Source organism: Microcoleus sp. MON2_D5 (assembly GCF_036701905.1).
Classification (GTDB): Bacteria; Cyanobacteriota; Cyanobacteriia; order Cyanobacteriales; family Microcoleaceae; genus Microcoleus.
Window position 1 is genome coordinate 51,695 of sequence record NZ_JAUBRM010000034.1, and the last position, 21,155, is coordinate 72,849.

Here is a 21,155-nt window from a genome sequence, read left to right on the forward strand (position 1 = left end):
AGTTGATCTAAGATTAGAACAACTTGTAAGGAGGTAATACCGATGCTGACGAGCGAGCTAGATACGCTACTTAAGGAACAAGCACTCCAACGCCAAGATCCTGAATATCGCTACATTACCGATAGCGCCAACTGGGAACAATACGAGACACTGCTGGATCGGATTGGAGATACAGCGGGATCTCGAGTTACTTATTTAGATGGAGTTTTGGAAATTATGTCGCCTTCTCGCCGGCATGAAAGTCGCAAAACTGGCATTGGAAATCTGCTAGAAATTTACTTTGTAGAAAGAAGCTGAAATCGAATATTTTCCTTTTGGGTCTACAACTCTGCGACAAGAGGAAAAAAGTGGCGGTACGGAACCGGATGAAGCTTACTGTATTGGCACAGATAAAGAATTTCCCGATTTGGTAATTGAAGTGATTGTTACCAGTGGCAGCATCAATAAACTAGAACTGTATAGAAGGTTGAATGTGCGAGAGGTTTGGTTCTGGCGAAATGACCGATTTTCTATCTACCATTTGCGAGAAGAAATTCCGCTTGAATTCGTGTCAAACTGCGGTTATGAATTAATCACACAAAGCGAATTGCTGCCAGGAATTGATATCGATGTGTTGACAGAATGTGTAAAAAATCCTCACCTGTTAGCAGCAGCAAAGGATTGGAGACAGAATTGCCGACCTACTTAAACAGCAAGTTTTAAATCTGCTAGCTGTCGCAAAGACAATGAACTGAGTTCGCGCGCGCCGCGAGATTGATTCGGACTATGATTCAAACTATCGTCGCAAAGACAATTAACTGAGCTCGCGCGCGCCCAAGTCCGAGAAAAAACTCGCCTCCCTTGACAAGTCATACTCGTTATGAGTACGCTATAATAAGCAAAGGAATAGAACCCAAGTACCTAAGAATTTAAAATCATGCTGACGAACAAAGAAGGTCAAAGAGTACCCAAAGTCACCTTTCGCACTCGCCAAGACAACGAGTGGGTGGATGTCACCACCGATGATATATTTGCAGGTAAAACGGTAGTAGTCTTCTCGCTGCCGGGAGCTTTTACTCCCACTTGTTCGTCAACGCACCTCCCCGGTTACAACGAATTGGCGAAAGTTTTCAAAGAAAACGGCGTAGATGAGATCGTTTGTATTTCCGTCAACGACACCTTTGTGATGAACGAATGGGCCAAAAACCAAGAATCAGACAATCTGACGTTAATTCCCGACGGTAACGGCGAATTTACTGAAGGCATGGGAATGCTGGTAGACAAAACAGATTTAGGCTTTGGCAAGCGGTCTTGGCGTTATTCGATGCTGGTAAAAGATAGCGTGGTTGAAAAAATGTTTATTGAGCCTGATGAACCGGGCGATCCTTTCAAAGTGTCCGATGCCGAGACGATGCTCAACTACATCAACTCCGCAGCACCCAAGCCGAAGCTAGTGTCGCTGTTTACAAAAATGGGCTGTCCCTTCTGCGCTAAGGCTAAGGCAATGCTGAGTCAAAAGGGCTTGGATTATGAAGAAATTGTCTTGGGCCGGGAGATCACAACCCGATCGCTCCGGGCTATGACTGGGGCTACAACTGTGCCGCAAGTATTTATCGACGGCAAGTTGATCGGTGGTTCCGAAGCCCTAGAGTCTTATTTGGCAGTTGCTTAGTTAAACAACAATAACTTAGCCTGCAGGTGCACAGTCCACACCTTACTCGTTGTACGGTGCGTACTGTGCGCCTTTGCCGTATTTGGGGGTATTTAGCCCGATCGAGCTGGCGCGTCCAAAGTTCGATCGGTCTATTGATCCATTCTCGTGCCACAATTACTGGGGAAGTAATATTAAAAACGCAAGAAATGGGAGTGAACCATCGTGGATTTGAGTTTAGTAGCGTCAAATATCTTAAATCCGCCCATATTAGCTTTTTTCATGGGAATGCTGGCAATTTTTCTCAAATCTGATTTAGAAATTCCAGCGCCCATCCCCAAACTGTTTTCGCTGTACCTGCTGTTTGCGATCGGATTTAAAGGCGGCGTCGAACTGTCCAGAAGCGGAATTGACCAGCAAGTCGCCCTGACAATTTTGGCAGCGATGCTGATGTCAATGCTAGTACCCATTTATACTTTTTTCATACTGAGAATCAAACTCGACTCCTACAATGCCGCCGCGATCGCAGCTACCTATGGTTCCATCAGCGCCGTCACATTTATCACGGCAACCTCCTTCCTCACAGCACAGGGGATCGACTTTGACGGTTACATGGTAGCCGCGCTAGCATTAATGGAATCCCCAGCAATTATAGTCGGGCTAATCCTCGTGAGTGTATTCGGGGGGGAAGAAGGAAAACGCGAAATAGTTTGGCCAGAAGTGTTGCAAGAAGCATTCCTAAACAGTTCAGTTTTTCTACTGATTGGCAGCCTAATTATGGGCATAATGACAGGAGAACACGGTTGGCAAGTTATGAGTCCGTTTACTCAAGACTTGTTTTACGGAGTTTTGACTTTTTTCTTGCTAGACATGGGGCTGGTTGCTGCTAGCAGAATTAAAGATTTGCAAGAAGCAGGAATTTTTCTGATCGGCTTTGCAATCCTAATTCCCATACTCAACGCAGTAATTGCTTTGCTAATAGCGAAATTAATCGGAATGCCACAGGGAGACACTTTGCTGTTTGCCGTATTGTGCGCGAGTGCTTCTTATATAGCAGTACCAGCAGCCATGCGCCTAACTGTTCCCGAAGCGAATCCCAGCCTTTACATTTCAACTGCCTTAGCAGTGACATTTCCCTTTAATATCATTGTAGGCATTCCCATGTATCTATACGGAATCAATATGTTTTGGAGGTGAGATGATGGAGTCAGTCAAAAGAGTAGAAATCATAGCTCACTCAGTGGAGCTCGGCAAGATTTTAGACGGTTTAGACAAAGCTGGCGTACCCGGTTATTCGGTGATTCGTGATGTCGCTGGAAAAAGCACCCGGGATCACGTTTCTCGTGGTTCATCAATGACAGCACTGGATAACATTTATGTGCTTGCTTTTTGTTCACCAGCTCAAGTATCAGCAGTTGCAGAAAACATTAGACCAGTGCTAAATAAATTTGGTGGGTCGTGTTTTATTTCCGATGCGGTGGAATTGCTAATTACTAGGTGCGTCGGGTAGTCATTAGTCCTTAGTGATTGATGATTATACCAATTCCCAACAGTAGAGCTGCATATAGATTGTACGCCATATGTGTAAGGACACGGCAATGCCGTGTCTTTGCGCGTATCTGCGACTTGAATCCTAGGCTTCGGGCCCGGACAGCCGCTGGTGAGAATGCCACTCCGTTTTTGCTTTTGCCTAAGTTTTTTCTAATTACTTTAGCGTGATTTAAAAAAGGCGATTTTGAAAATAATTTCTGTCTCTTATAGCACTTTTACCAGTTTATAATCATCAGGCATCAGCCATTAGCCAGCGGTCATTTCAGGATTAATTGCGCTTCCCCGCTGCAGAATTCAGAATTATTAAGAGATAGAAAAGAATCACTTGCCAAAATCCGTTAGCGTGGTAAATTCTAAGCCACCACAGGCGATCACCCGATCGACTAACGATATTTTCAAGAGGAGTTTAAACATGGCTGCATTAAAAGTTGGCATCAACGGATTTGGTCGCATCGGACGGCTAGTCATGCGTGCCGGCATCAAAAACCCCAACATCGAATTTGTCGGCATTAACGACTTAGTTTCGCCAGAAAACCTGGCTTATCTTTTCAAATACGACTCCACCCACGGCATTTACGACGGCGAAGTTGAAAGCAAACCCGACGGGATTATCGTTGACGGACTATTTATCCCCTGTACAGCGATTAGAAATCCTGCCGAATTGCCCTGGGGTAAATCCGGCGCCGATTATGTTGTAGAATCTACCGGATTGTTTACAGATTTTGAAGGCGCATCAAAACACTTGACGGCAGGAGCAAAACGAGTAATACTTTCAGCACCGACAAAAGACCCGGAAAAAGTACCAACATATCTAGTAGGGGTCAACCACCACAAATTTGACCCGGCAAAAGATACGGTTGTTTCTAATGCTAGCTGTACGACGAATTGTTTAGCACCAATTGCCAAAGTTATCAACGATAACTTCGGTTTGGAAGAAGGTTTAATGACGACAGTTCACGCAATGACAGCTACTCAACCAACTGTAGACGGCCCCAGCCAAAAAGATTGGCGGGGAGGACGCGGTGCGGCTCAAAATATTATTCCATCTTCGACCGGTGCAGCGAAAGCTGTTACTTTGGTGTTGCCAGAATTGAAAGGAAAATTGACGGGAATGGCTTTGCGGGTGCCAACTCCCGACGTGTCTGTAGTTGACCTTACTTTCAAAACGGCGAAGGAAACTAGCTATAAAGAAATTTGCGAGGCCATGAAAAAAGCTTCGGAGGGCGAACTCAAAGACATTCTTGGATATACTGAGGATGCGGTGGTTTCGACAGATTTTCAGGGCGACGCGCGATCGAGCATTTTCGATGCAGGTGCGGGAATTGAACTGAATTCTAAGTTTTTCAAAGTCGTTTCTTGGTACGACAACGAGTGGGGTTATTCTAGCCGCGTGATTGACTTAATGCTGTCGATGGCCGAGAAAGACGGAATTTTGAATTGATTTTTTGTGAGGTGGCATTTGGGGCGGGCTCGCGTGTCCACCCCACAAACAAATTCCTATGATTTTTTGTGGAACGGGCATCTTGCCCGTTCCTGATAATTATATAGCAACCTTCTCGGTAGTTAAAGCATTTTTAATTGCTGAAACAATTGGTTTCATCTTCCTTCTTTCCCAATGCCCAATGCCCAATGCCCAATGCCCAATGCCCAATGCCCAATGCCCAATGCCCAATGCCCAATGCCCAATGCCCCCTCCGTTCCTTTATATGTCTGAATTACCACCGCTGAATAACGAAACTATTTGGGCTATTCTCAACGAAGAGATAGACGATGCTGCTGTCAACCGATTAGTTTGGCACTATCTCGGCTACCGCTGCGATGCCGAGATTGGCAAGTGGAACAGTGCAGGTGTTGCACCCGAGTGGCGTCAAGAGTACCCGGAACCGCCGGATTTTATCGATTCTAGGCCGGCGACGGTGAAATTGACTCGATCGACTCCTCCAGAAAACAAGCAGTTGCTGAAGGAAAAATTGGGCTTTAAAGGCTATAAAATTGGACAATTTGGGCCCAGGCAGACTCGCAGGGCGACGATGGCTAATTGGTTGATGGGTTTTATGGAAGCTGGGGCGTAAAAGAAATTTGGGATGGCTGTGCGGTTGTTGCCCACCTTAGAGTACAGAGATATGAGATTTTTTGGCAGGAAAACGAGCATTTCCCTCGCTAGCCTAATGCTAGCAGGCGTTTGAGTCAATGGGATCGCCACACCAGCCACCACGCAACCCGCAACCCAACTCGCCCAAGCAACTGCCAAAAAACGCCTCGTCGTCATGGACTTCGACTACGGCCCCACCAACAGCTATTACACTTCCTACAGGGGAGTCGGCGCCGCCAAAGGCCTCAGCGAACTGTTAATCAACGAACTCGTCAACAACGGCACTTATACAGTAGTCGATCGTAGCAAACTCGAACAAGTGCTCAAACAGCAAAATCGCAGCGGCGCGATGGATGCCGGCACAGCAGCCGAAATTGGCAAACAATTAGGAGTTGACGCCGTACTCATCGGCACCATTACCAAATTTAATATCGACAAACAATCAGGCGGCGGCAGTTTCATGGGAATCGGCGCAGGTTCGCAAAAAACCAAAGCTACCGTTCAAATAGACGTGCGGTTAATCGGTACAGATTCGGGAGATATTCTTGCCACTGCCAAAGCAGTAGGAGAAGCGGATCAAAGCGCTTCTAATGTTTCCGTTAGGGGTATGGGCGGCAATTCCAGCAATAGCAATGAAGACTCACTTTTGAGCGAGGCCGTTGGCAAAGCCGTATCCCAAATGGTGACTAAACTGGCAGAAGTATCTAAGAAATTAGGTTAGCCATTAGCCATCATATCAAATATGCTGATACCAAATCCGGCTTAAATATCCCCTTGATCTCTTAGCGGGTCCGAGCCTAGGTCGTATGGCGTAAACTGCGGCAGACTTTATTTGTATAGTTTGAGGTCAAAAGGTTTCAATCGCCTCCTTCATAAAGGGAGTAATAAACCCGGATTTGGTATTAATTATTTTCCGGGCAATTGTGCTAACAGATTTGATACAAACGAAGGATTCTAAACTCAAATTCAATTAACTAGAAAGCCAACGCTTCAGCCATGTTTTGCTGGTTCTTGCTGCGCCTGCCAATTGCCTAAACACAGGTACACGGTCAAACCACGCATTAGGATGGATGTCACTACGGGAACTCCTTTGCCACCCCAGGTTTGGAGAAGCAATCAAGGTGACCACATCAGGATTTTGAGCTCGGAAAGTAGAATAAGCTCCGTCGACGTGCATCGGACCGCCGTCGGGATGTCCCGGAGGTCGCTGTTGCAGTTCTTCCAGAAACCGCAGGAGGCGATCGAAAATCCTGCCATTTACAGCGTAAAAATGAGTGGTCATCACGGCCTCAGAAAACGGCACGAGGGCGACAGGAGACTTTTCTTCAACCTCTTCGACGTGTCCGAAGTAGACGAAATCCCAATCTTGCTGGCACAGTTGTTCGACGATAACAGCTTGGTCTGTTTTGAACTTTGCTGAAATTTCTAGGTCGTCTTCTACAATCAAAATATTGCTCAACCCCTTGTATTTTGCCTGCTTGAGGATAGCTACATGACTGGAAAAGCATCCCCTCGCCCCAATGCTGGGGAAACCTCCTGCTTCCTCGGGGCGGATTGCGGGAAATATCTCTACTTTATGGGGCAGGAGGGGCATTCCTGCTTCTTCTAATTCCTTGACTATGAGTTGGCGTCGGTCTTTCCTCTCAGGGAGATTTACCGCATAAACTGCCTGGAAATAGTCTGTAATTTTCGTCATAGTTTTATCTCGAATCCAAAAGTTGATGAATCTTCGGCTTGAGCGGCCTCAAATTTTATTTTAGGTCTGTGTCTGCCTTAAACTATTCTATTTTTAGCAAGCTGCATCTTCCATTTTCTTAAACTTACTTAAATTACCTCTACCGGATCTAGCATTAACAGTTTAATTAGCATTGGGATTTGAGTCAGCATCAACGCATTTTCCCTTTTGAGTTGGGTTTAAGGCTAGGTTAGAGACTACTTTAGAAACGCCAGCTTGTTCTTGAATCCATCCGACTTCCCCCGGTTGCAGCTTGGCGCTTTCTACTTCAACTGTTGGCTTAACTGCCGGGGAAGGCGACGGAGTTGCCACAGCGGCAGATGGAGTCAGTGCGGGTTTTGAAACTGTAGAAAAATCCTTATTTGGCTCGGGTTTGGGAGAGTTCGATCGCACTATTTCAGGAATCGAACAAACTTTCAATTCCAGCCAATTGCCTTGAGGCGTAAGCTGTTTGTTTGTCACCTGTAAAACGCTACCGGCTGGGACTGTTCCTTTGACAGTCAACTCACCGATTGCGGCTCGCAAATCCAAGCGATCGCCCTCTTTTTCCACTTCCCCAGCCCCAGAACTTTTAATCTCTATAAACGAGCCGATTTCTAAAGATTTGACCGGAGAAGGTACAGATTCAACAGTTTTTTCTGGCGTGCTTCCAGCTTTAATAAAACCGCGTTTCCCAAAAATCGACTCCCCGGCAGTATCGATCGCCCGACCCACCGGAGGGATGAAAAAATAAGCAAATACACCTCCCAAGCCTAATAAAAATAAAATTTTCAGCAGCAGCGAAAATGGGCTTTTGCTTTTTTCCGGCTGTAACAACTGCGTTTTTCCTTCAGAATTCCCACCGCCAAAGGTTGTGATACCGGTCAAATCCGTTGGCATATCCTCGCTGTCGGAAATTAGTTCGATCGGCGTATCTAAAGGTGCGACAGACAGTTCTGTCAAAGTATTGCCGTCTTCCCTCAAATGTGCTTGACAGTGAATTAAAGCAACAGTGACGTTATCGTGACCGTTTCTAGTATTAGCAATCTCAATCAGCCGATCGCGCGCCTTAGCCAAATTAATGCTACCGTCGAGAATTGGCAAAATCTCCGCTTCCCAACATTCCTCAACCCGGTCTTTATCACTCAAACCGTCGGAACACAGCAGCAAAACGCAGTCTTCATCCACCGGAAAACGCTGCACAGTCGGGTGCAAAGTGTTGGACGAAGTAATCCCCAAAGCTTGAATCAGAGCTCCGGCGGCCACTTGTTCCAAAGCATCCCGGTAGAGAGAGAAGCCCAAACGCACCTCGCGGCAAGCCACATTATCATCGAGAGTAACTTGATAGCAGCCGGTGCGGGTAATCCAGTAAGCGCGACTGTCTCCGACGTGGGCGACGTAGAGTTCGTGAATGTGGGCTAAACCCATAACTAGGGTAGTTCCCATCCGCTGGCGGCCTTGGCGGTGTTCGCTGTCGTTGCGACTGGCTATTTTGTCGTTAGCAGCACAAGCCGCCCGTTCCAGCTTGGAAGTCAGGCTCAACGGGTCCCAATTAGCCTGATGCAGGGGCATTTGCTGCAACTTGTCGCGCAGCACACCAATCGCTTCTTCTGAAGCGACTTCGCCCCCGTCTTGTCCGCCGATACCGTCGCAGACGATCGCGCAAGCTTCCGCACCCGGGTTTCCGGAGAACAGCGTACCGCTGGGCGGATAGCAAGCATCTTCGTTGTGAGCCCGGGATCTGCCTACATCCGTGCCCGTGGCAATTTCAACGTGACGATCGTAAAATCGGCCGCACTTTGCCAGAGCTTTATCCAACTGGCTCATCAGTTGTTCGCCGTGGCGCACTTGACCGGCAACCATTTGCTGGCAAAGTTGCCTCAAAAAATTGGCAATAGCCGGGTGAGCATCTTCGAGCCACTGCTGCCACAATTTGCCCAACTGCGACAAATGAGGCGGTTTGCGATCGGGCTGCAATTCCAGAAACCGCACCAATTGCCCTTCCACCCGTAGCAGTTCCGGAGTCAGCAGCGTCGAAGCCACGCCCTGAGCGATACACGGCTGCCACAACTGAGCCATTTGCCACAGCCAATTGAGCTGGCGCATCGCTGCGGCTCCTTTCCAGGATTCCGCCAATTCCGGCATTAAAGATTCCGTCACCTTCAAAATAGGCCCGTTTTCCAGCAGCCAGATATCTCCCGAGAGCTTGCTCATCTTGGACGATACCAGACCGTATACTTGAGGTACGTGCAACTGATAGGCAAACAGTCTCAGATAAGGAGTGACAACACTCGGAATCTCTTCGGGCAGTTCCGGCAAGTGTTCGGGTTGAGTATCGACAAGAAGTCGATCGCGCTTGACCAAGTAGCGACCAGCGATCAGATCGCCTGGCTTACACCCTTTGATCCCTTCACCTAAAGCCCATAAGTAGTGTTTTGCCACAGAGTTTTGCATAAGGGTTCCTGACGCCTTTGGGCAAGCGTGCTGATCTGAACTATTTTAGCGATTGAACCTCGACGGGTTGATACGTGGCGATTATTTGACACCCCCGCTTTCTCAACAGACGGAGATTCTTAAGACTTCGCAGTCCTAATATCCTGATTTTTCAGGTTCCCGGGCTCACCACGTTTCCACTGTTGTGTGCGTAGTGATATCTCCTGACAATGTTTTAGGCGTGACTTTCCCCCTGTCCAGGGGTAGGTTTTAATGTCTTGTACTGACACAAATAGTCTACCATTTTGTTAACCCGCCGATGAATTTTGCTAGGAGCTTTCAGAGTTAGACGATCGCGCGAGGCCCAAGTCCTCGGCTTGAAATCACGCTGTTTTCAGCATATTCCTGATAGTGGCCATTTCCGAAGAAATCGCAGCACTCAAGGGAATTGAAATTTTAGACTAACTATAATGGTATGATGCAGCTACGTAGAAATCACCTGAGCCGACAGGTATAAATAAATATCAATTCTCGGTTTTCTCGCCAAGGGTGTTCATTACCTCGTTCCCGAGTTTCGCAAGTAAAGTTAAATTTAACCTGACCCAAAGACGGATAAAAGCCCCCAGATTCATCTGTGGAATCCATCTTAAGTATAAAATCTCCAATCTCACATCTCACATCTACTGACCGATGCCAGCCCGCGACAGTAGTCGTGGAGAGCAAAAAAAATTAGATATTAGTTCAAGCCCCCAGATTCATCTGTGGAATCAATCTAAAATCTAAAATCTAAAATCTAAAATCGACTGACCGGCCTCTGCAAGCTGTTGAGTATTTAACCATGCCCCCACATGAACCCAGCGCCTTTCCCAAGAATTTGCCCGATCCGAAGCTACTGCCTGCAGTTGAAATAGACGAAATACTCACTAGCATTCAACATTCTCACAGTTATTATTACAAAGTGATGAATCTTGAGGTTTGGGCGCTGGTGGAAACCTTGGATGGGATGTTTCCCGGCGCTTGGGGTCAGTTTATGACCAACCGCCAAGTTGCAGTTAAACAGTTTTTGGAACGCGATCGCCATCCTACTAATTGTCGAGTTGATGCAGGGGGTGCGAGGGAGAAGGAAGAAGGAGGAAGGCCCTTTGACTCCGCTGAGGGTAAAAAGAAGGAAGAAGCCAGGAGTCAGGAGTCAGGAGTCAGAAAGCAGCAGGAAGAAGAATAAAAGCAGATTTTCCCGATTCTCCGCCTCAGAGTCTTTGCTTTCTATCGAAGTCTAGAGCCCCCTTAATCGCCATTAAGGCAGACGAGTTCTCGCACCCCCGACTCCCCTCATTAAGGGGAGTCGGGGGCAAGCTAAGAGGGGATGGAAACTCAGCTACAAGCGAGATTTATTATGGGTTTCACTCTTAAGTTGATACAAATGCCGATCGCCCGATCGTGCTTACAGGTGAATTTTCGCATCAACTTGAGGTAATCCCATGCTGTAGTTGACAGCGCGCCCGTTGAGGTTGTAGCTGATTTGGCCTTTTTGGAGGAGCGATCGTACCAAGTGTTCCAAGTCCGAACCGATACGGCGGAGGTTGTACTCGGTCAAATCTTGGCCCTCGTAAGCGTCTACGAGTTGGTCAAATTTGGCCTGTACCTGTTTGACTGACTCGTCATTCCAGTTAAGTTCGTTATCTGGGTCAATGTCGAGGGTCAAAAGGTCATTGCTGGGTACGAGTTCGTTATCTTCGAGGATGGCGGTGTATATGCGAATATGGCGGGTTGTTGACTTGAGCTGCATGAGTTCTTATGTGTAAAGATTTTTTGCTGAATTAATTGTAATGGCTGGGAGATACGCGGGGAGGGCGGGCGATCGTCAATTTCTCGGAATCCCCAAATATTTTAGTTGTTCGGCAGTCCAATTTTTGTAATATTCAGTTTTCTCTAAAGAATCGGAAGCTGGCTTCAGCTTAGAATTTACTTGAACAGTGAAGCCCGGATACGGCATCCTCCTAGTATGAAGCCCGTCAATATTAAAATCTTCTTCGGGATGGATGTGAAAAGCCAGCAAGCCCAACTCTGAAATCTGATTATTGAGTTTGTCTATCAATTCTTTAGTTTCTGGCGCAGTAATTGCTGTTTTTTCTGGATTAATTACTACCATTATTTCCAAGTCGGAATTGTAAAATTCATAAATCGATTTCATTATGGCAGAATCTCCATCAAACTCAGTCAGCGCTGAAAACTGCTCGATTTTGAATAAAATTTGATTTGCCAAGCGTGCTTTTTTAGTGAAGGGACAAATCGGTAAATCACTGAAAACTGGATGCGGTAACTCGACAAACTCCGTCATCCATCTGAGGGTAGATTCTATAATTTCCGTGTCAGATTCATTCATCTCAAATCTATAATATTGGACATTTAACCCTAATTATACTCAAACTCACAGCGCTTAAATTTAGTACCCACTAGGCCAGAAACCGGGTTTTTTCGAGATATTGCGTTTGGGCGCGCCGATGCGGGCAAAAACCCGGTTTCTCCGAGTCGCAGCCCTTAAATCCAGTACGCGCTGGGCCAGAAACCGGGTTTTTTGCGACAATATTTGGTTTCCTTGCGCGATCGATAAAAAACCCGGTTTCTCCGAGTCACAGCCCTTAAATCCAGAAATATAAGGACTGAAGTCCTTAGTACAAAAATCGCACTTCCATTTATTCGTGAGTTGTGCCGTCTGGCATAATTGCACCTGCGAGTTTAGCACTTGTCATATTTGCTCCAACCCAGTTGGCATCTTTCAGGTTAGCTTTCTCTAGGTTTGCATAACTCAAATTTGCTCCGCACAGGTTTGCTGAAGTTAAGTTTACTCCACTCAAGTTAGCATTTTGAAAGCTAACTCCAGACAGGTTTAAGCCTGCCAAGTTTTGACCGCTCAGATTAGCTTGAGCAAGACTAGATCCGATCAAGCTTACCGCTTTCAAATTTACGTTTTTCAGGTTTGCTCCATCAAGGTTTACGGCAACTAAACTTACCCCATTCAGCTTAACCCCCCTTAGATCAGCATAAGATAGGCTAACTTTAGTTACTTTGGCTTGACTTAAATCTGCTCCTATCAAATTAGCGTTATTTAAATTTGCCTGAGTTAGGTTGGCACTGCTTAAATTGGCTGTAGTCAAGTTCGCACTATGCAATTGTGTCTCGCTCAACTTTGCTTGACTTAAATTCGCTTGAATGAGTCTTGCATAATTCAAATTTGCCTTAGTTAAGTTTGCACCACTAAAATTAGCTTGAATTAAATCGGCTTGTTGCAGGTTTGTGGATTTCAAGTTTGCCCCTTGCAGGTTAGCTCCAATCAAGTTTGCCTTCACTAGGTTGGCATTACTCAGGTTGGCATTGCTCAGGTTTGCTTGACTGAAACTAATGGGATATTCCAGAGTTTTGCCGCTCAAATCGACTCCTGCTAAGTTAATCCCTGTAAAATCCCGTTCTCCCTGGTTATACCGCCGTAAAAATTCCTCAGCAGTGATAGCAAATTCCTGATTTTTTGAAACATAATCATCAACATCCTTAACAGAATCATCAACATCCTTATCAGCTTCCAAGTTATCCGCATTCACAGGATTAGCAACAGACTCTCCCGCTGCTTTTTCCTGCAATAGCTTGTCCACCCGCTCGCTAAACCGCCTCACAACCTCAGCATCATCAACCTTCTCACCAGCATTCGAGCTTTTCTCAACCGCATTTTCAACATAATACTTGTCTACAAAACTCTGCAACCCAGCATTATATCCTTGTCCTACCGCTTGAAATCTCCATTCGCCATTCTTCTTATACAACCGTCCAAATTCTAAAGCGGTTTCTTGCGAAAATATCTGATTTAAATTGTACCGAACCACTTCGCTAAGAGTCTCTGAATTGTAAAGCCGGATAAAAGCCTTTTCAACTTGACTAAAACTTTGATTCTTTTCCTGTCCCTCGTGAATAGTCACAACAAACACAATTTCCTGAATCGCCGAATTGATTTTACTCAAATCCACATAAACCGTCTCGTCATCTCCGTCTATTTGCCCAGTCGCGCTGTCTCCTGAATGCCGAACCGAACCGTCTGGGGAGGTCAGATTGTTGTAAAATACAAAATACTTTTCCTCGGGAATGCGACCGTCCGCCGCTAACATAAAAACAGATGCGTCAATGTCGCAGTTTTGTGCTGTCTGGCTGACTTGCCACCCCAGGGCGATCGCAATTTTACTGAAATCAGGAGTTTCTTTAGAAAGATTGAATCTTTCACCCTTAGTTAATTCGATGCTCATGTGCGATAATTTCCTTACCTGAGAAATGGTATTAATTATCTGATCTATGTTAACCCGATCGCAAATTGGATTTTATCTCGAAGACATCGAAACCCCAATTGGCAGAACCGTCAATTTAACTCTTACCGGACTCATTCTTTTATCTTCCGCCAGCTTCATCGCCGAAACTTACCCGCTTTCGGGGCCTGTTAGAATTAATTTCCAAACTCTCGATACTGTTCTTTTAATAGTTTTTGTAGTTGAGTATTTATTGCGGCTGTGGTGTGCAGAAAATCGAGTTAAATTTATTTTTAGTTTTTTTTCAATTATTGATTTGCTGGCCATATTACCATTTTTGCTGGGATTTGTCAACGTTAGTTTTATCCGAATTTTTCGCTGGTTTAGAATTCTCCGACTCATCCGCTTTCTGGAATTAAAAATTTCTATTTTCCGCATCAGCAGCGAAGATGGGGTTATTTTTGCTCGGATTTTGTTTACTTTGCTGGCAATAATTTTTGTTTATTCTGGTTTGATTTATCAAGTCGAACATCCGGCCAATCCCGAAAGTTTTGGAACTTTTTTGGATGCTGTTTATTTCTCGGTTGTCACGATGACGACGGTGGGATTTGGCGATGTTACTCCGATTTCGGAATCCGGCCGTTTTCTGACTATTTTGATGATTTTGACAGGAATTGCTCTGATTCCTTGGCAATTGGGGGATTTGATTAGACAATTAGTTAAAAGTGCTAATCACGGAGAAGCTGTTTGTACAGGTTGCGGTTGGTCTGTACACGATGCTAATGCTAGATTTTGTAAAATGTGCGGCAGTCAATTAGATAATAGTTGACTGTTGACTGTTGACTGTTGACTGTTACAGCAGTTTTCAGTTGAGCGCAGTACAGATAACAGGTAGGGAGACGGCATTGCCGTGTCCTATACTTCCTAAATCAGGAATACACTGTAACTTCTTCCCTCTTCCTTCTTCCCTCTTCCTGACATCCGTTACATCCGTTACATCCGTTACAGAATCCGTTGCCGAACTTCCTTCTTCCTGAGATCCGTTACATCCGTTACATCCGTTACATCCGTTACAGAATCCGTTGCCGAACTTCCTTCTTCCTTCTTTAAGCCAAGGGTAACAAAATTTCAAATTCAGTGCCGCTGCCTAATTCCGATCGCATTCTGAATGCACCGCCGTGTTTGCCCGTCACGATTTGATAGCTAACTGCTAAACTGGTTTCTTTGAGGGCGCGTTTTTCAGTAGAGAATGATTCTATGATTTTTTTGTACTTGCTAGGTGACATTCCTGGCCCGTTATCTGCTATGCAAATCGAAACCCAGCGAACATGAAGTTTATCTAAATCCGGCGCAGGTTCGGGACAGCAGACTTGAGTTGTGATTTCAATTTTAGGCTGGCGAGCGGCGTCTCTGAGTCCTCCACCTTTGAACTCTTTCGCCAATTCTTGACCGACTGCTTCATTAATTAATGTATGAATAGCATTGGTCAAGATATTCATAAATACTTGGTTTAGTTGGCCTGCATAGCAGGGTACTGGCGGCAGGTAGCCGTAGTTTTTCACTACTTTAATTTCCCTGGTCAAACGACTTTTGAGCAGCAAAAGTATGCTGTCTAGGTTGGCGTGCAAGTCGGTCGGTTTGGGATAAATATCGTCGATGTGGCAGAAGTTTTGCAAACTGGTTGCCAACTTGCTCAAACGTTCGGCTCCCGATTTGATGCTGGCAACAGTTCGGAGGAAATCGTTTTGCAAAAAGTCATAGTCGATCTCTTCCTTGAGCTGTGCTATTTCCGGCGGGGGGTCGGTACAGTATGCGTCGTAAACTGAGAGCAATTCCATCAAGTTTTTGCTGTAGTCGCTTACGTAGGTTAAATTCCCCCAGATAAAGCCTACCGGATCTAAAATTTCGTGGGCTACTCCGTTGACTAAACGCCCTAAACTCGCCATTTTTTCGCTTTGAATCATTTGAGTTTGGGCTCTTTCGTAGCGGACTTGAGTTTCTATGCCGCGAATTTGCCAGTAGGCGATGTTTAGCGCGTGAGGGTCTAAGAGCCGGTAAGATTGAGAGTCTATTTGGACGACGATCGGTTCTGACTGCAATTCGGGCGATCGACGCAGAGCTTGTGGAGCGGCTGCCAAAATGGTTGTACTCTCTGGAACCAATAATATTTCGAGGCGAGCGTAACTGTAGAGAACTTTTAGCGGTAGGTGCAAAAATAGCTCGGGGCCTTGGGGTTTGAGCAAATATTCCAGCAGTTGCCTGCGAGATATCATGCCAGCAAACTCTCCTGCTTCCATCAACACGACTCCCGGCACTAGCGGATGCTGTTCAAACATTTCGGCAACTGCCACAGCCAAGCAGCTCGATTTAACCTGAAAGTCATACAGGGGCAAATCCCAGAGCGTAGACTCTAGGGAAAGGTCTTGATGGCTGCCTTCGGAGACTGAAGGGCCAATGAGTTTGGAACTGAATTTATTTGCCACTGGAACTTTTAGTTGCCGAAACGCTGAGAAAGTGAATGGAGAACGTACTACTAAGCTAGCCTATCATTTCACCACAGGAGCGAACAACCGAGAATTTTTTTGAGTTAATCATGTTTTGGGAACTATGGGCAGGAGAATTTCAAATTCAGTGTTCTTGCCTGGTTGCGATCGCAAATTGAGTTGGCCGCCGTGCTTTTCTGTGACGATTTGATTGCAGATAGCTAGCCCCATACCGCTGCCTTTGCCTGCTGGTTTAGTGGTAAAAAAGGTGTCAAATATCTGCTGGTGATTTTCTGGAGGAATGCCGGGCCCGTTATCGGCAATGCAAATGGCCACCCGCTTGCCGTGTTCGGTTTCTATCACTTTAGTGGTAATTTCGATTTGGGGCTGCCAGTTGTCCGGGCACGGGGTGTGTATTTCTCGATCGGCTGCGTACTCGGTCAGGGCGTCTAGAGCATTAACTAACAAATTCAAAAACACCTGACTCAACTGACCGGAGTAGCCGCTAACTAGCGGCAGTTCGCCGTAATTTTTAACCACTTCTATGCTGTTTTTAAAGCGGTTTTTCAGAATTAACAGCGTCATCTCCACGCATTCGTGAATGTCGGTCTCCACTGGTTTTGTCTCGTCCATGTGAGAGAAGTGGTGCAGCCCGTTAACTATTTTTAACAATTGCGCTGCTCCCAACTCCATCCCTTCTAAGGTGATAGGCAAGTCTTCTTGTAAAAAATCAAATTCAATTTCTTTTTTAAGGGCCTCAATTCGGGGACACGGTGCCGAATATTCTTCTTCATAAACCGACATGAGCTGAAGCAAGTGTTCAAAATAGGACAGCAGAAAAGTTAAATTTCCCCAAATACAGTTCAGCGGATTTCTGATTTCGTGGGCTACTTCTGCTACAATTCTCCCCAAACTAGCCATTTTTTCTGTTTGGATGAGTTTGGCTTGGGTTTGTTTTTGGAGTAACTTATTTGTTAATTGGTGAATTCTTGATTGAGCGACCATTAATTGGTGTACGTCTAATAGTTTGTAGGTCTGAGGTGCTACTTCCACTACTACAGGTTCGTAAATTAATTCGGCGGATCTGTAAAGCGATTCCTGGGCGGCTTCTACTATTAATTTACTGCCTGGAAGGATCAGCGGATCTGGCTTTGAAAACTTGTATAATACCTCTATTGGTCGCTTAAAAAACATTTCTAATCCGTAGCGACGGTTAATTTTTTCAAAAAATAGACGCCTGGATATTATGCCGACAAAATTACCCCGCTCTGTCAAAATGACGCCGGGAAGCATGGAATTGTCTTCAAAAGCCTGGGCTACTTCTTTTGCCTGTTGAGTTAATTCAATTTGGCAGTGGTAGAGGGGCAGGTCTAGGAGAGTTGATTCTAAGGAGATGTTCCAAGTACAAATTTCAGGTATATGCAACACTGATAACTCCGAGCTAGTCTCACGCACAGCAAACATAGATGAAACCCCTGTTAAAATTGTATTCATTAACAACTTAAGTTGCTATTAATTGGTAACGGGTAATTGGTAGCGGGTAGTTGCTAATTTGTGAAATTTCAACCGCACCCGATGGGAAAACCCGATCGCAGTAGCATTGTCTGCTAAAGATTTTGTTTCTAAGTCAATATTAAACGATCGAAGCTTTTGTGGAACTTACGGAGCACGCGCTTTAAACTTTTTACCATGATATACCTGTGATCGCCTGTTTTCCGAAAATTTTTAATATTTATAACTAATTATTGTGATAAATTATACCATTTTTCTAGTGATAGAAGGGAATTGGAGAACCGCGAGCGCGTTATCAGTGAATATACGGGCATCCTTCGAGGGTTGGAGGGCCCGGATTAGCCATCGTCCAAGGGGCTTGAGGCTCCAACGGTACCGTCAAGACTGGGGTCCAGGTAACAATCGGCAGATTCTACAGCAGAAAGAAGTTCGGCAACGGATTCGCTTTCTTCGGATGTAACCGAATGTAACGGATGGGAGGCTTTAGTTATCTAGGAGAGAAGGAACAAGCAATGTTCCGCAAGGGTTTGTGCAATTAAGAACCTTCTCACCGTATTGGCGGTTGCTATACCACTCAAAAGAAATGCAACTTTAGGCAACTTCCAACCTCGATGGTAGTCGGTTTTTTGCAATCTGCCATCTGCCATCTGCCATCTCAAATCGTCTTAGGGTTCCACCTCCGGCCAGAGGCGTTCTAGCTGATACCGCCAAGCCGCCAGAGTATTTTCGCGAGACTCTCGCCCTAATTCCATTTCACCCATCAATCCTTCTGCGTAGAAACGGTCTAAAGTCTGAAGGGTAGTTTCCACAGACTGTCCCTGCATCTTCGCACCTTTGATGATTTGACGGATGCGGCTTTCTATTAAACCGCCGAAAAAGTCGGACAAACCTCGCTCTTGCAAAGCCAGCACTCTGGAGACGGCGGCCGAGAAATCTGCGGCCGCGAGTGTGGCACAACTGTGCTGAAATACTCCCCACACAACGTTTTGATGTAAGGCGTAGCGAGTTTCGAGGGTGGTGTCGAAGTTAGCTTCTAGGAGTTTATCAAAAAATGGTTGAGCTTCCTGGGCATCGGCGATCGGCAGCAAAATCCGCAGCCAAGTCCCGTCTTCTGAAAGGAGGACTAACAGGCGAAAATTGGGGGTTTCTACTTGCCAAGAAGTGGCAGCAGGCATCTCAACACTGTCACCAAATAAGTCTTTAAGGGTATTGCTAATTTCTTCGGGAGTCATGCGAATTTTAGATTTTAGGTTTGAGGTTTTAGATGTGAAATTGCAGGCTGGTGAGTTTGTTTCAAAAGTTTGTAATACTTACCAGTATGGCTTAGTATCAACTCAATTTCAAATCTCAAATCTCAAATCTCAAATCAATTTAGTAAAAGTAGGGTGTACACCGCGCACATTTCAACGCTTGGTGTTTATGGGCGCACCTTACCCTATTGATATTTACCAATATCGGTCAATCTAAAATCTAAAATCGATTTAGGGAAGCCAGCGGGGGTGATAGCCGGCAAGGGGAAGTTCTTCTGGCTGTAATTTTGCGGGAGAACCGTCTGCGGGTATGTCTCCTAAGGGTAGCAGCCAGAGGCGGCTGGTGGCGATCGACTGTCCGCTATCGTTGCGGGGACTGTCTGCTGCTGAGGGAGTTGCTGCTGTGACTGATTGGTCGAAAATTAATGCCAGCCCGTCGGGAGATAAACTGATTTGGGTATCTAATTGGTTGGGCAAAATCAGCAGCGGTTTGATGGTTCCTACCAAACGAGTACCCTCTTTTTTGAGGTCGATGGTGGCGAGGAAAGGCTGTTCTTTGTAGCTTTCTGTTTTGAGGCGTTGGGCTAACAAACAGTAGAGACGCTGAACTTGGTTGTCTTGGTTTTTGCGGGGGTCGAAATAAACGGCCATAATGCTGCCGGGAATACGCAATATTTCTTGTTCTACACCTTGGTTATCTAAGATGAAAAGCGATCGAGTAAAGTCGCTGTTGTATTTAACATAGGCGGCGGCAGAGTTGTCGCGGGCCATCCCCAATACTTGTTCGTATTTTGGCAAAAATTCTACTGGGTCTGCTTCCGGTTTGAGGGGGACGATCGCTAATCCTTGTTTTTGGGATATTACCATCGATTTGCTGTCGGGGCGAATCATAAAATCTCCGCCTTGTTCATTTTCCAATGGTCTGGGCGCCTGTTTTTCTTCCAAAATCCAAGGACTGAAATCGCCGGGATTGCTGCGGTTGACGCGCTGGACAACAATGATTTTTCCGTCGGCTGAGAGGTCGAATTTGAGGTTTTGGTAATCTTTGGAGTCTAAGATTTTGTCGATTCTACCGGCTGGGTATTTTTGTTGAGTTCCTGATCCCGATTGGGGGTTGAGGCCGGTGGTGACTGTGAATAGTTCTTGATTTAGAGTGCCGCCAGTACGGGCGATCGATCGATCTGTGGCGGAGAATAAAATGCGATCGCTGTCGGGATACGGTTTAAAATCGGTAACGACTAAATCTTTGGGAGTCAGCGCTATCGGTTTCGATTCGCTGCTGGTGAGATTGACTAGCATTAATCTGCTTTCTGTTTCGCCTTGGACACCGATGTAAGCAAAAGCTCGATCGCGGCTGCGAAAGGAACTGCTAAACGGTTGCATTGGCGTTCCTTTATTTTGGTTGTTGTCTCCGAAATACTTGTCGGTTGCTCCGGCGAGTTTGACTGTGTAGGTAACGCCGTAGGGTGCTGGATCTTTGAGAGTGTAAGCCATGCGCCTTCCCGCCCAACTAAATTTACCGGGGAGGGGGGGTTCTAGTTTTAAGTTTTCCTCGACGGTGGACTGGTTCATCGGCCGAAAGAATGTGAGGATAAAGCCGGTATCTTCGGCGCCGATTTGTTTGTTTTCCCAGGTAAATTCTCGCACTCTGGGTGCTGTGCGATCGCCGCTCAGCAGCAGCAGTCCGATTAAGACGCTCAGCACTAGCATGAGGAAGATGGCGGTGCGGTCGATCGGCTGTTTGAATGGCAGATTAGCGAAGGGTGAAGGATTAATTTTTTTCTTAAAAATACTCACAAATCTTTCTCTCCTACTTTCTGCTGAAAATTAACTGCCAAATTTTCCCTCTTAAATTTTACTGTCTTGGGCGTACTCCCGACCCTCTAAAACGGTTTTTTTTACCTGCGAAAAGGAATGCAACGAAGTATCTTGGTAAAAAACTCGGTTTCTGAAAGTGTTGGTGTCTCCATGACTGAATTAAACTCACAAGCTTAACCCTCTTTTGTCACTCTCGTGGTAGTATAAGCAGTGACACACCCCAAAAGCATTGCCAGTCCTATGGTAGAGCCTCGTAAACCAGTACCCACAGTCAAATTTATAGATGAATACTGTCAAATTTACCAAAACATATAGCAATCCTATATGAATTGTGAAAAGGCATCAAATCTTTTCAAGTTAGGAAAATTGAAAAGATTATATTTAGC

At 45.7% G+C, this 21,155-nt stretch carries 20 protein-coding genes; 10 read left to right on the top strand and 10 right to left on the bottom strand.

Annotation, left to right across the window (positions count from 1 at the left end):
* Positions 1 to 42: 42 nt before the first annotated feature.
* The 8 genes from QUA47_RS14445 (at position 43) to QUA47_RS14480 (ending at position 5,994) form a co-directional block, all read left to right on the top strand.
* Positions 43 to 297 carry a hypothetical protein gene (locus tag QUA47_RS14445; RefSeq protein ID WP_333431232.1) on the top strand — a complete coding sequence of 85 codons (255 nt, stop codon included), beginning with the start codon at positions 43 to 45 and terminating at the stop codon, positions 295 to 297.
* A gap of 31 nt (positions 298 to 328) precedes the next feature.
* Positions 329 to 688 carry a Uma2 family endonuclease gene (locus QUA47_RS14450; RefSeq protein ID WP_333431243.1) on the top strand — a complete coding sequence of 120 codons (360 nt, stop codon included), beginning with the start codon at positions 329 to 331 and terminating at the stop codon, positions 686 to 688.
* 228 nt (positions 689 to 916) lie between these two features.
* On the top strand, positions 917 to 1,651 hold the full coding sequence (locus QUA47_RS14455) for a glutathione peroxidase (RefSeq protein ID WP_333282768.1): 735 nt from the start codon (positions 917 to 919) through the stop codon (positions 1,649 to 1,651).
* 204 nt (positions 1,652 to 1,855) lie between these two features.
* Positions 1,856 to 2,827: a sodium-dependent bicarbonate transport family permease gene (locus tag QUA47_RS14460; RefSeq protein ID WP_190660925.1), complete on the top strand. Its 972-nt coding sequence runs from the start codon at positions 1,856 to 1,858 to the stop codon at positions 2,825 to 2,827.
* A gap of 1 nt (position 2,828) precedes the next feature.
* Positions 2,829 to 3,140 carry a P-II family nitrogen regulator gene (locus QUA47_RS14465; protein ID WP_242728729.1) on the top strand — a complete coding sequence of 104 codons (312 nt, stop codon included), beginning with the start codon at positions 2,829 to 2,831 and terminating at the stop codon, positions 3,138 to 3,140.
* A 453-nt stretch (positions 3,141 to 3,593) separates the two neighbouring features.
* The gene (gap, locus tag QUA47_RS14470; protein ID WP_333431244.1) at positions 3,594 to 4,622 is read left to right on the top strand and encodes a type I glyceraldehyde-3-phosphate dehydrogenase; all 1,029 of its coding nucleotides are present in this window, start codon (positions 3,594 to 3,596) and stop codon (positions 4,620 to 4,622) included.
* 265 nt (positions 4,623 to 4,887) lie between these two features.
* Positions 4,888 to 5,253, top strand: coding sequence for a DUF1823 family protein (locus QUA47_RS14475; protein ID WP_333431233.1), 366 nt, complete (start codon positions 4,888 to 4,890; stop codon positions 5,251 to 5,253).
* 123 nt (positions 5,254 to 5,376) lie between these two features.
* Complete coding sequence (locus QUA47_RS14480) at positions 5,377 to 5,994, top strand: LPS assembly lipoprotein LptE (protein ID WP_333431245.1); 618 nt, start codon at positions 5,377 to 5,379, stop codon at positions 5,992 to 5,994.
* A gap of 249 nt (positions 5,995 to 6,243) precedes the next feature.
* Here QUA47_RS14480 and QUA47_RS14485 read toward each other — a convergent pair whose 3' ends face one another.
* Together QUA47_RS14485 and QUA47_RS14490 are read right to left on the bottom strand one after the other, a co-directional pair.
* On the bottom strand, positions 6,244 to 6,969 hold the full coding sequence (locus tag QUA47_RS14485) for a glycosyltransferase family 25 protein (protein WP_333431234.1): 726 nt from the start codon (positions 6,967 to 6,969) through the stop codon (positions 6,244 to 6,246).
* Between the two features lie 162 nt (positions 6,970 to 7,131).
* Positions 7,132 to 9,441 (bottom strand): protein phosphatase 2C domain-containing protein, encoded by a 2,310-nt coding sequence (locus QUA47_RS14490; RefSeq protein WP_333431235.1) that lies wholly within the window; start codon positions 9,439 to 9,441, stop codon positions 7,132 to 7,134.
* 817 nt (positions 9,442 to 10,258) lie between these two features.
* Between QUA47_RS14490 and QUA47_RS14495 the strand changes: the two genes are divergently transcribed.
* Positions 10,259 to 10,642, top strand: a complete 384-nt coding sequence (locus QUA47_RS14495) for a hypothetical protein (RefSeq protein WP_190735248.1) — start codon at positions 10,259 to 10,261, stop codon at positions 10,640 to 10,642.
* Between the two features lie 219 nt (positions 10,643 to 10,861).
* On the opposite strand, the gene QUA47_RS14500 is transcribed toward QUA47_RS14495, so the two are convergent.
* The 3 genes from QUA47_RS14500 to QUA47_RS14510 form a co-directional block, all read right to left on the bottom strand.
* Positions 10,862 to 11,206, bottom strand: coding sequence for an NAD(P)H-quinone oxidoreductase subunit M (locus QUA47_RS14500; protein WP_333282783.1), 345 nt, complete (start codon positions 11,204 to 11,206; stop codon positions 10,862 to 10,864).
* A 75-nt stretch (positions 11,207 to 11,281) separates the two neighbouring features.
* Positions 11,282 to 11,803 carry a hypothetical protein gene (locus QUA47_RS14505; RefSeq protein WP_333431236.1) on the bottom strand — a complete coding sequence of 174 codons (522 nt, stop codon included), beginning with the start codon at positions 11,801 to 11,803 and terminating at the stop codon, positions 11,282 to 11,284.
* 310 nt (positions 11,804 to 12,113) lie between these two features.
* A complete protein-coding gene (locus QUA47_RS14510; RefSeq protein ID WP_333431237.1) occupies positions 12,114 to 13,709 on the bottom strand; it encodes a TerD family protein in 1,596 nt (531 codons plus the stop codon).
* A gap of 46 nt (positions 13,710 to 13,755) precedes the next feature.
* Here QUA47_RS14510 and QUA47_RS14515 point away from each other — a divergent pair, with 46 nt between their 5' ends.
* Positions 13,756 to 14,535 (top strand): ion transporter, encoded by a 780-nt coding sequence (locus QUA47_RS14515; RefSeq protein WP_333431238.1) that lies wholly within the window; start codon positions 13,756 to 13,758, stop codon positions 14,533 to 14,535.
* Between the two features lie 36 nt (positions 14,536 to 14,571).
* On the opposite strand, the gene QUA47_RS14520 is transcribed toward QUA47_RS14515, so the two are convergent.
* From QUA47_RS14520 to QUA47_RS14540, 5 genes are all read right to left on the bottom strand, one after another.
* Positions 14,572 to 14,838 carry a hypothetical protein gene (locus QUA47_RS14520; protein ID WP_333431239.1) on the bottom strand — a complete coding sequence of 89 codons (267 nt, stop codon included), beginning with the start codon at positions 14,836 to 14,838 and terminating at the stop codon, positions 14,572 to 14,574.
* Positions 14,813 to 16,189 carry an ATP-binding protein gene (locus QUA47_RS14525; protein WP_333431240.1) on the bottom strand — a complete coding sequence of 459 codons (1,377 nt, stop codon included), beginning with the start codon at positions 16,187 to 16,189 and terminating at the stop codon, positions 14,813 to 14,815. Before QUA47_RS14525 ends, QUA47_RS14520 begins: the two co-directional genes overlap by 26 nt.
* A gap of 108 nt (positions 16,190 to 16,297) precedes the next feature.
* On the bottom strand, positions 16,298 to 17,653 hold the full coding sequence (locus QUA47_RS14530; RefSeq protein WP_445302514.1) for an ATP-binding protein: 1,356 nt from the start codon (positions 17,651 to 17,653) through the stop codon (positions 16,298 to 16,300).
* A 713-nt stretch (positions 17,654 to 18,366) separates the two neighbouring features.
* Complete coding sequence (locus tag QUA47_RS14535) at positions 18,367 to 18,933, bottom strand: hypothetical protein (protein ID WP_333282801.1); 567 nt, start codon at positions 18,931 to 18,933, stop codon at positions 18,367 to 18,369.
* Between the two features lie 249 nt (positions 18,934 to 19,182).
* Positions 19,183 to 20,748 (bottom strand): hypothetical protein, encoded by a 1,566-nt coding sequence (locus QUA47_RS14540; protein WP_333431242.1) that lies wholly within the window; start codon positions 20,746 to 20,748, stop codon positions 19,183 to 19,185.
* Positions 20,749 to 21,155: the final 407 nt, after the last annotated feature.

Coding starts and splice junctions, on each gene's coding strand:
- QUA47_RS14445 (WP_333431232.1), top strand. CDS start 43: ATGCTGACGAGCGAGCTAGATACGCTACTTAAGGAACAAGCACTCCAA.
- QUA47_RS14455 (WP_333282768.1), top strand. CDS start 917: ATGCTGACGAACAAAGAAGGTCAAAGAGTACCCAAAGTCACCTTTCGC.
- QUA47_RS14465 (WP_242728729.1), top strand. CDS start 2,829: ATGATGGAGTCAGTCAAAAGAGTAGAAATCATAGCTCACTCAGTGGAG.
- gap (WP_333431244.1), top strand. CDS start 3,594: ATGGCTGCATTAAAAGTTGGCATCAACGGATTTGGTCGCATCGGACGG.
- QUA47_RS14475 (WP_333431233.1), top strand. CDS start 4,888: ATGTCTGAATTACCACCGCTGAATAACGAAACTATTTGGGCTATTCTC.
- QUA47_RS14485 (WP_333431234.1), bottom strand. CDS start 6,969: ATGACGAAAATTACAGACTATTTCCAGGCAGTTTATGCGGTAAATCTC.
- QUA47_RS14490 (WP_333431235.1), bottom strand. CDS start 9,441: ATGCAAAACTCTGTGGCAAAACACTACTTATGGGCTTTAGGTGAAGGG.
- QUA47_RS14495 (WP_190735248.1), top strand. CDS start 10,259: ATGCCCCCACATGAACCCAGCGCCTTTCCCAAGAATTTGCCCGATCCG.
- QUA47_RS14500 (WP_333282783.1), bottom strand. CDS start 11,206: ATGCAGCTCAAGTCAACAACCCGCCATATTCGCATATACACCGCCATC.
- QUA47_RS14505 (WP_333431236.1), bottom strand. CDS start 11,803: ATGAATGAATCTGACACGGAAATTATAGAATCTACCCTCAGATGGATG.
- QUA47_RS14510 (WP_333431237.1), bottom strand. CDS start 13,709: ATGAGCATCGAATTAACTAAGGGTGAAAGATTCAATCTTTCTAAAGAA.
- QUA47_RS14515 (WP_333431238.1), top strand. CDS start 13,756: ATGTTAACCCGATCGCAAATTGGATTTTATCTCGAAGACATCGAAACC.
- QUA47_RS14530 (WP_445302514.1), bottom strand. CDS start 17,653: ATGTTTGCTGTGCGTGAGACTAGCTCGGAGTTATCAGTGTTGCATATA.
- QUA47_RS14535 (WP_333282801.1), bottom strand. CDS start 18,933: ATGACTCCCGAAGAAATTAGCAATACCCTTAAAGACTTATTTGGTGAC.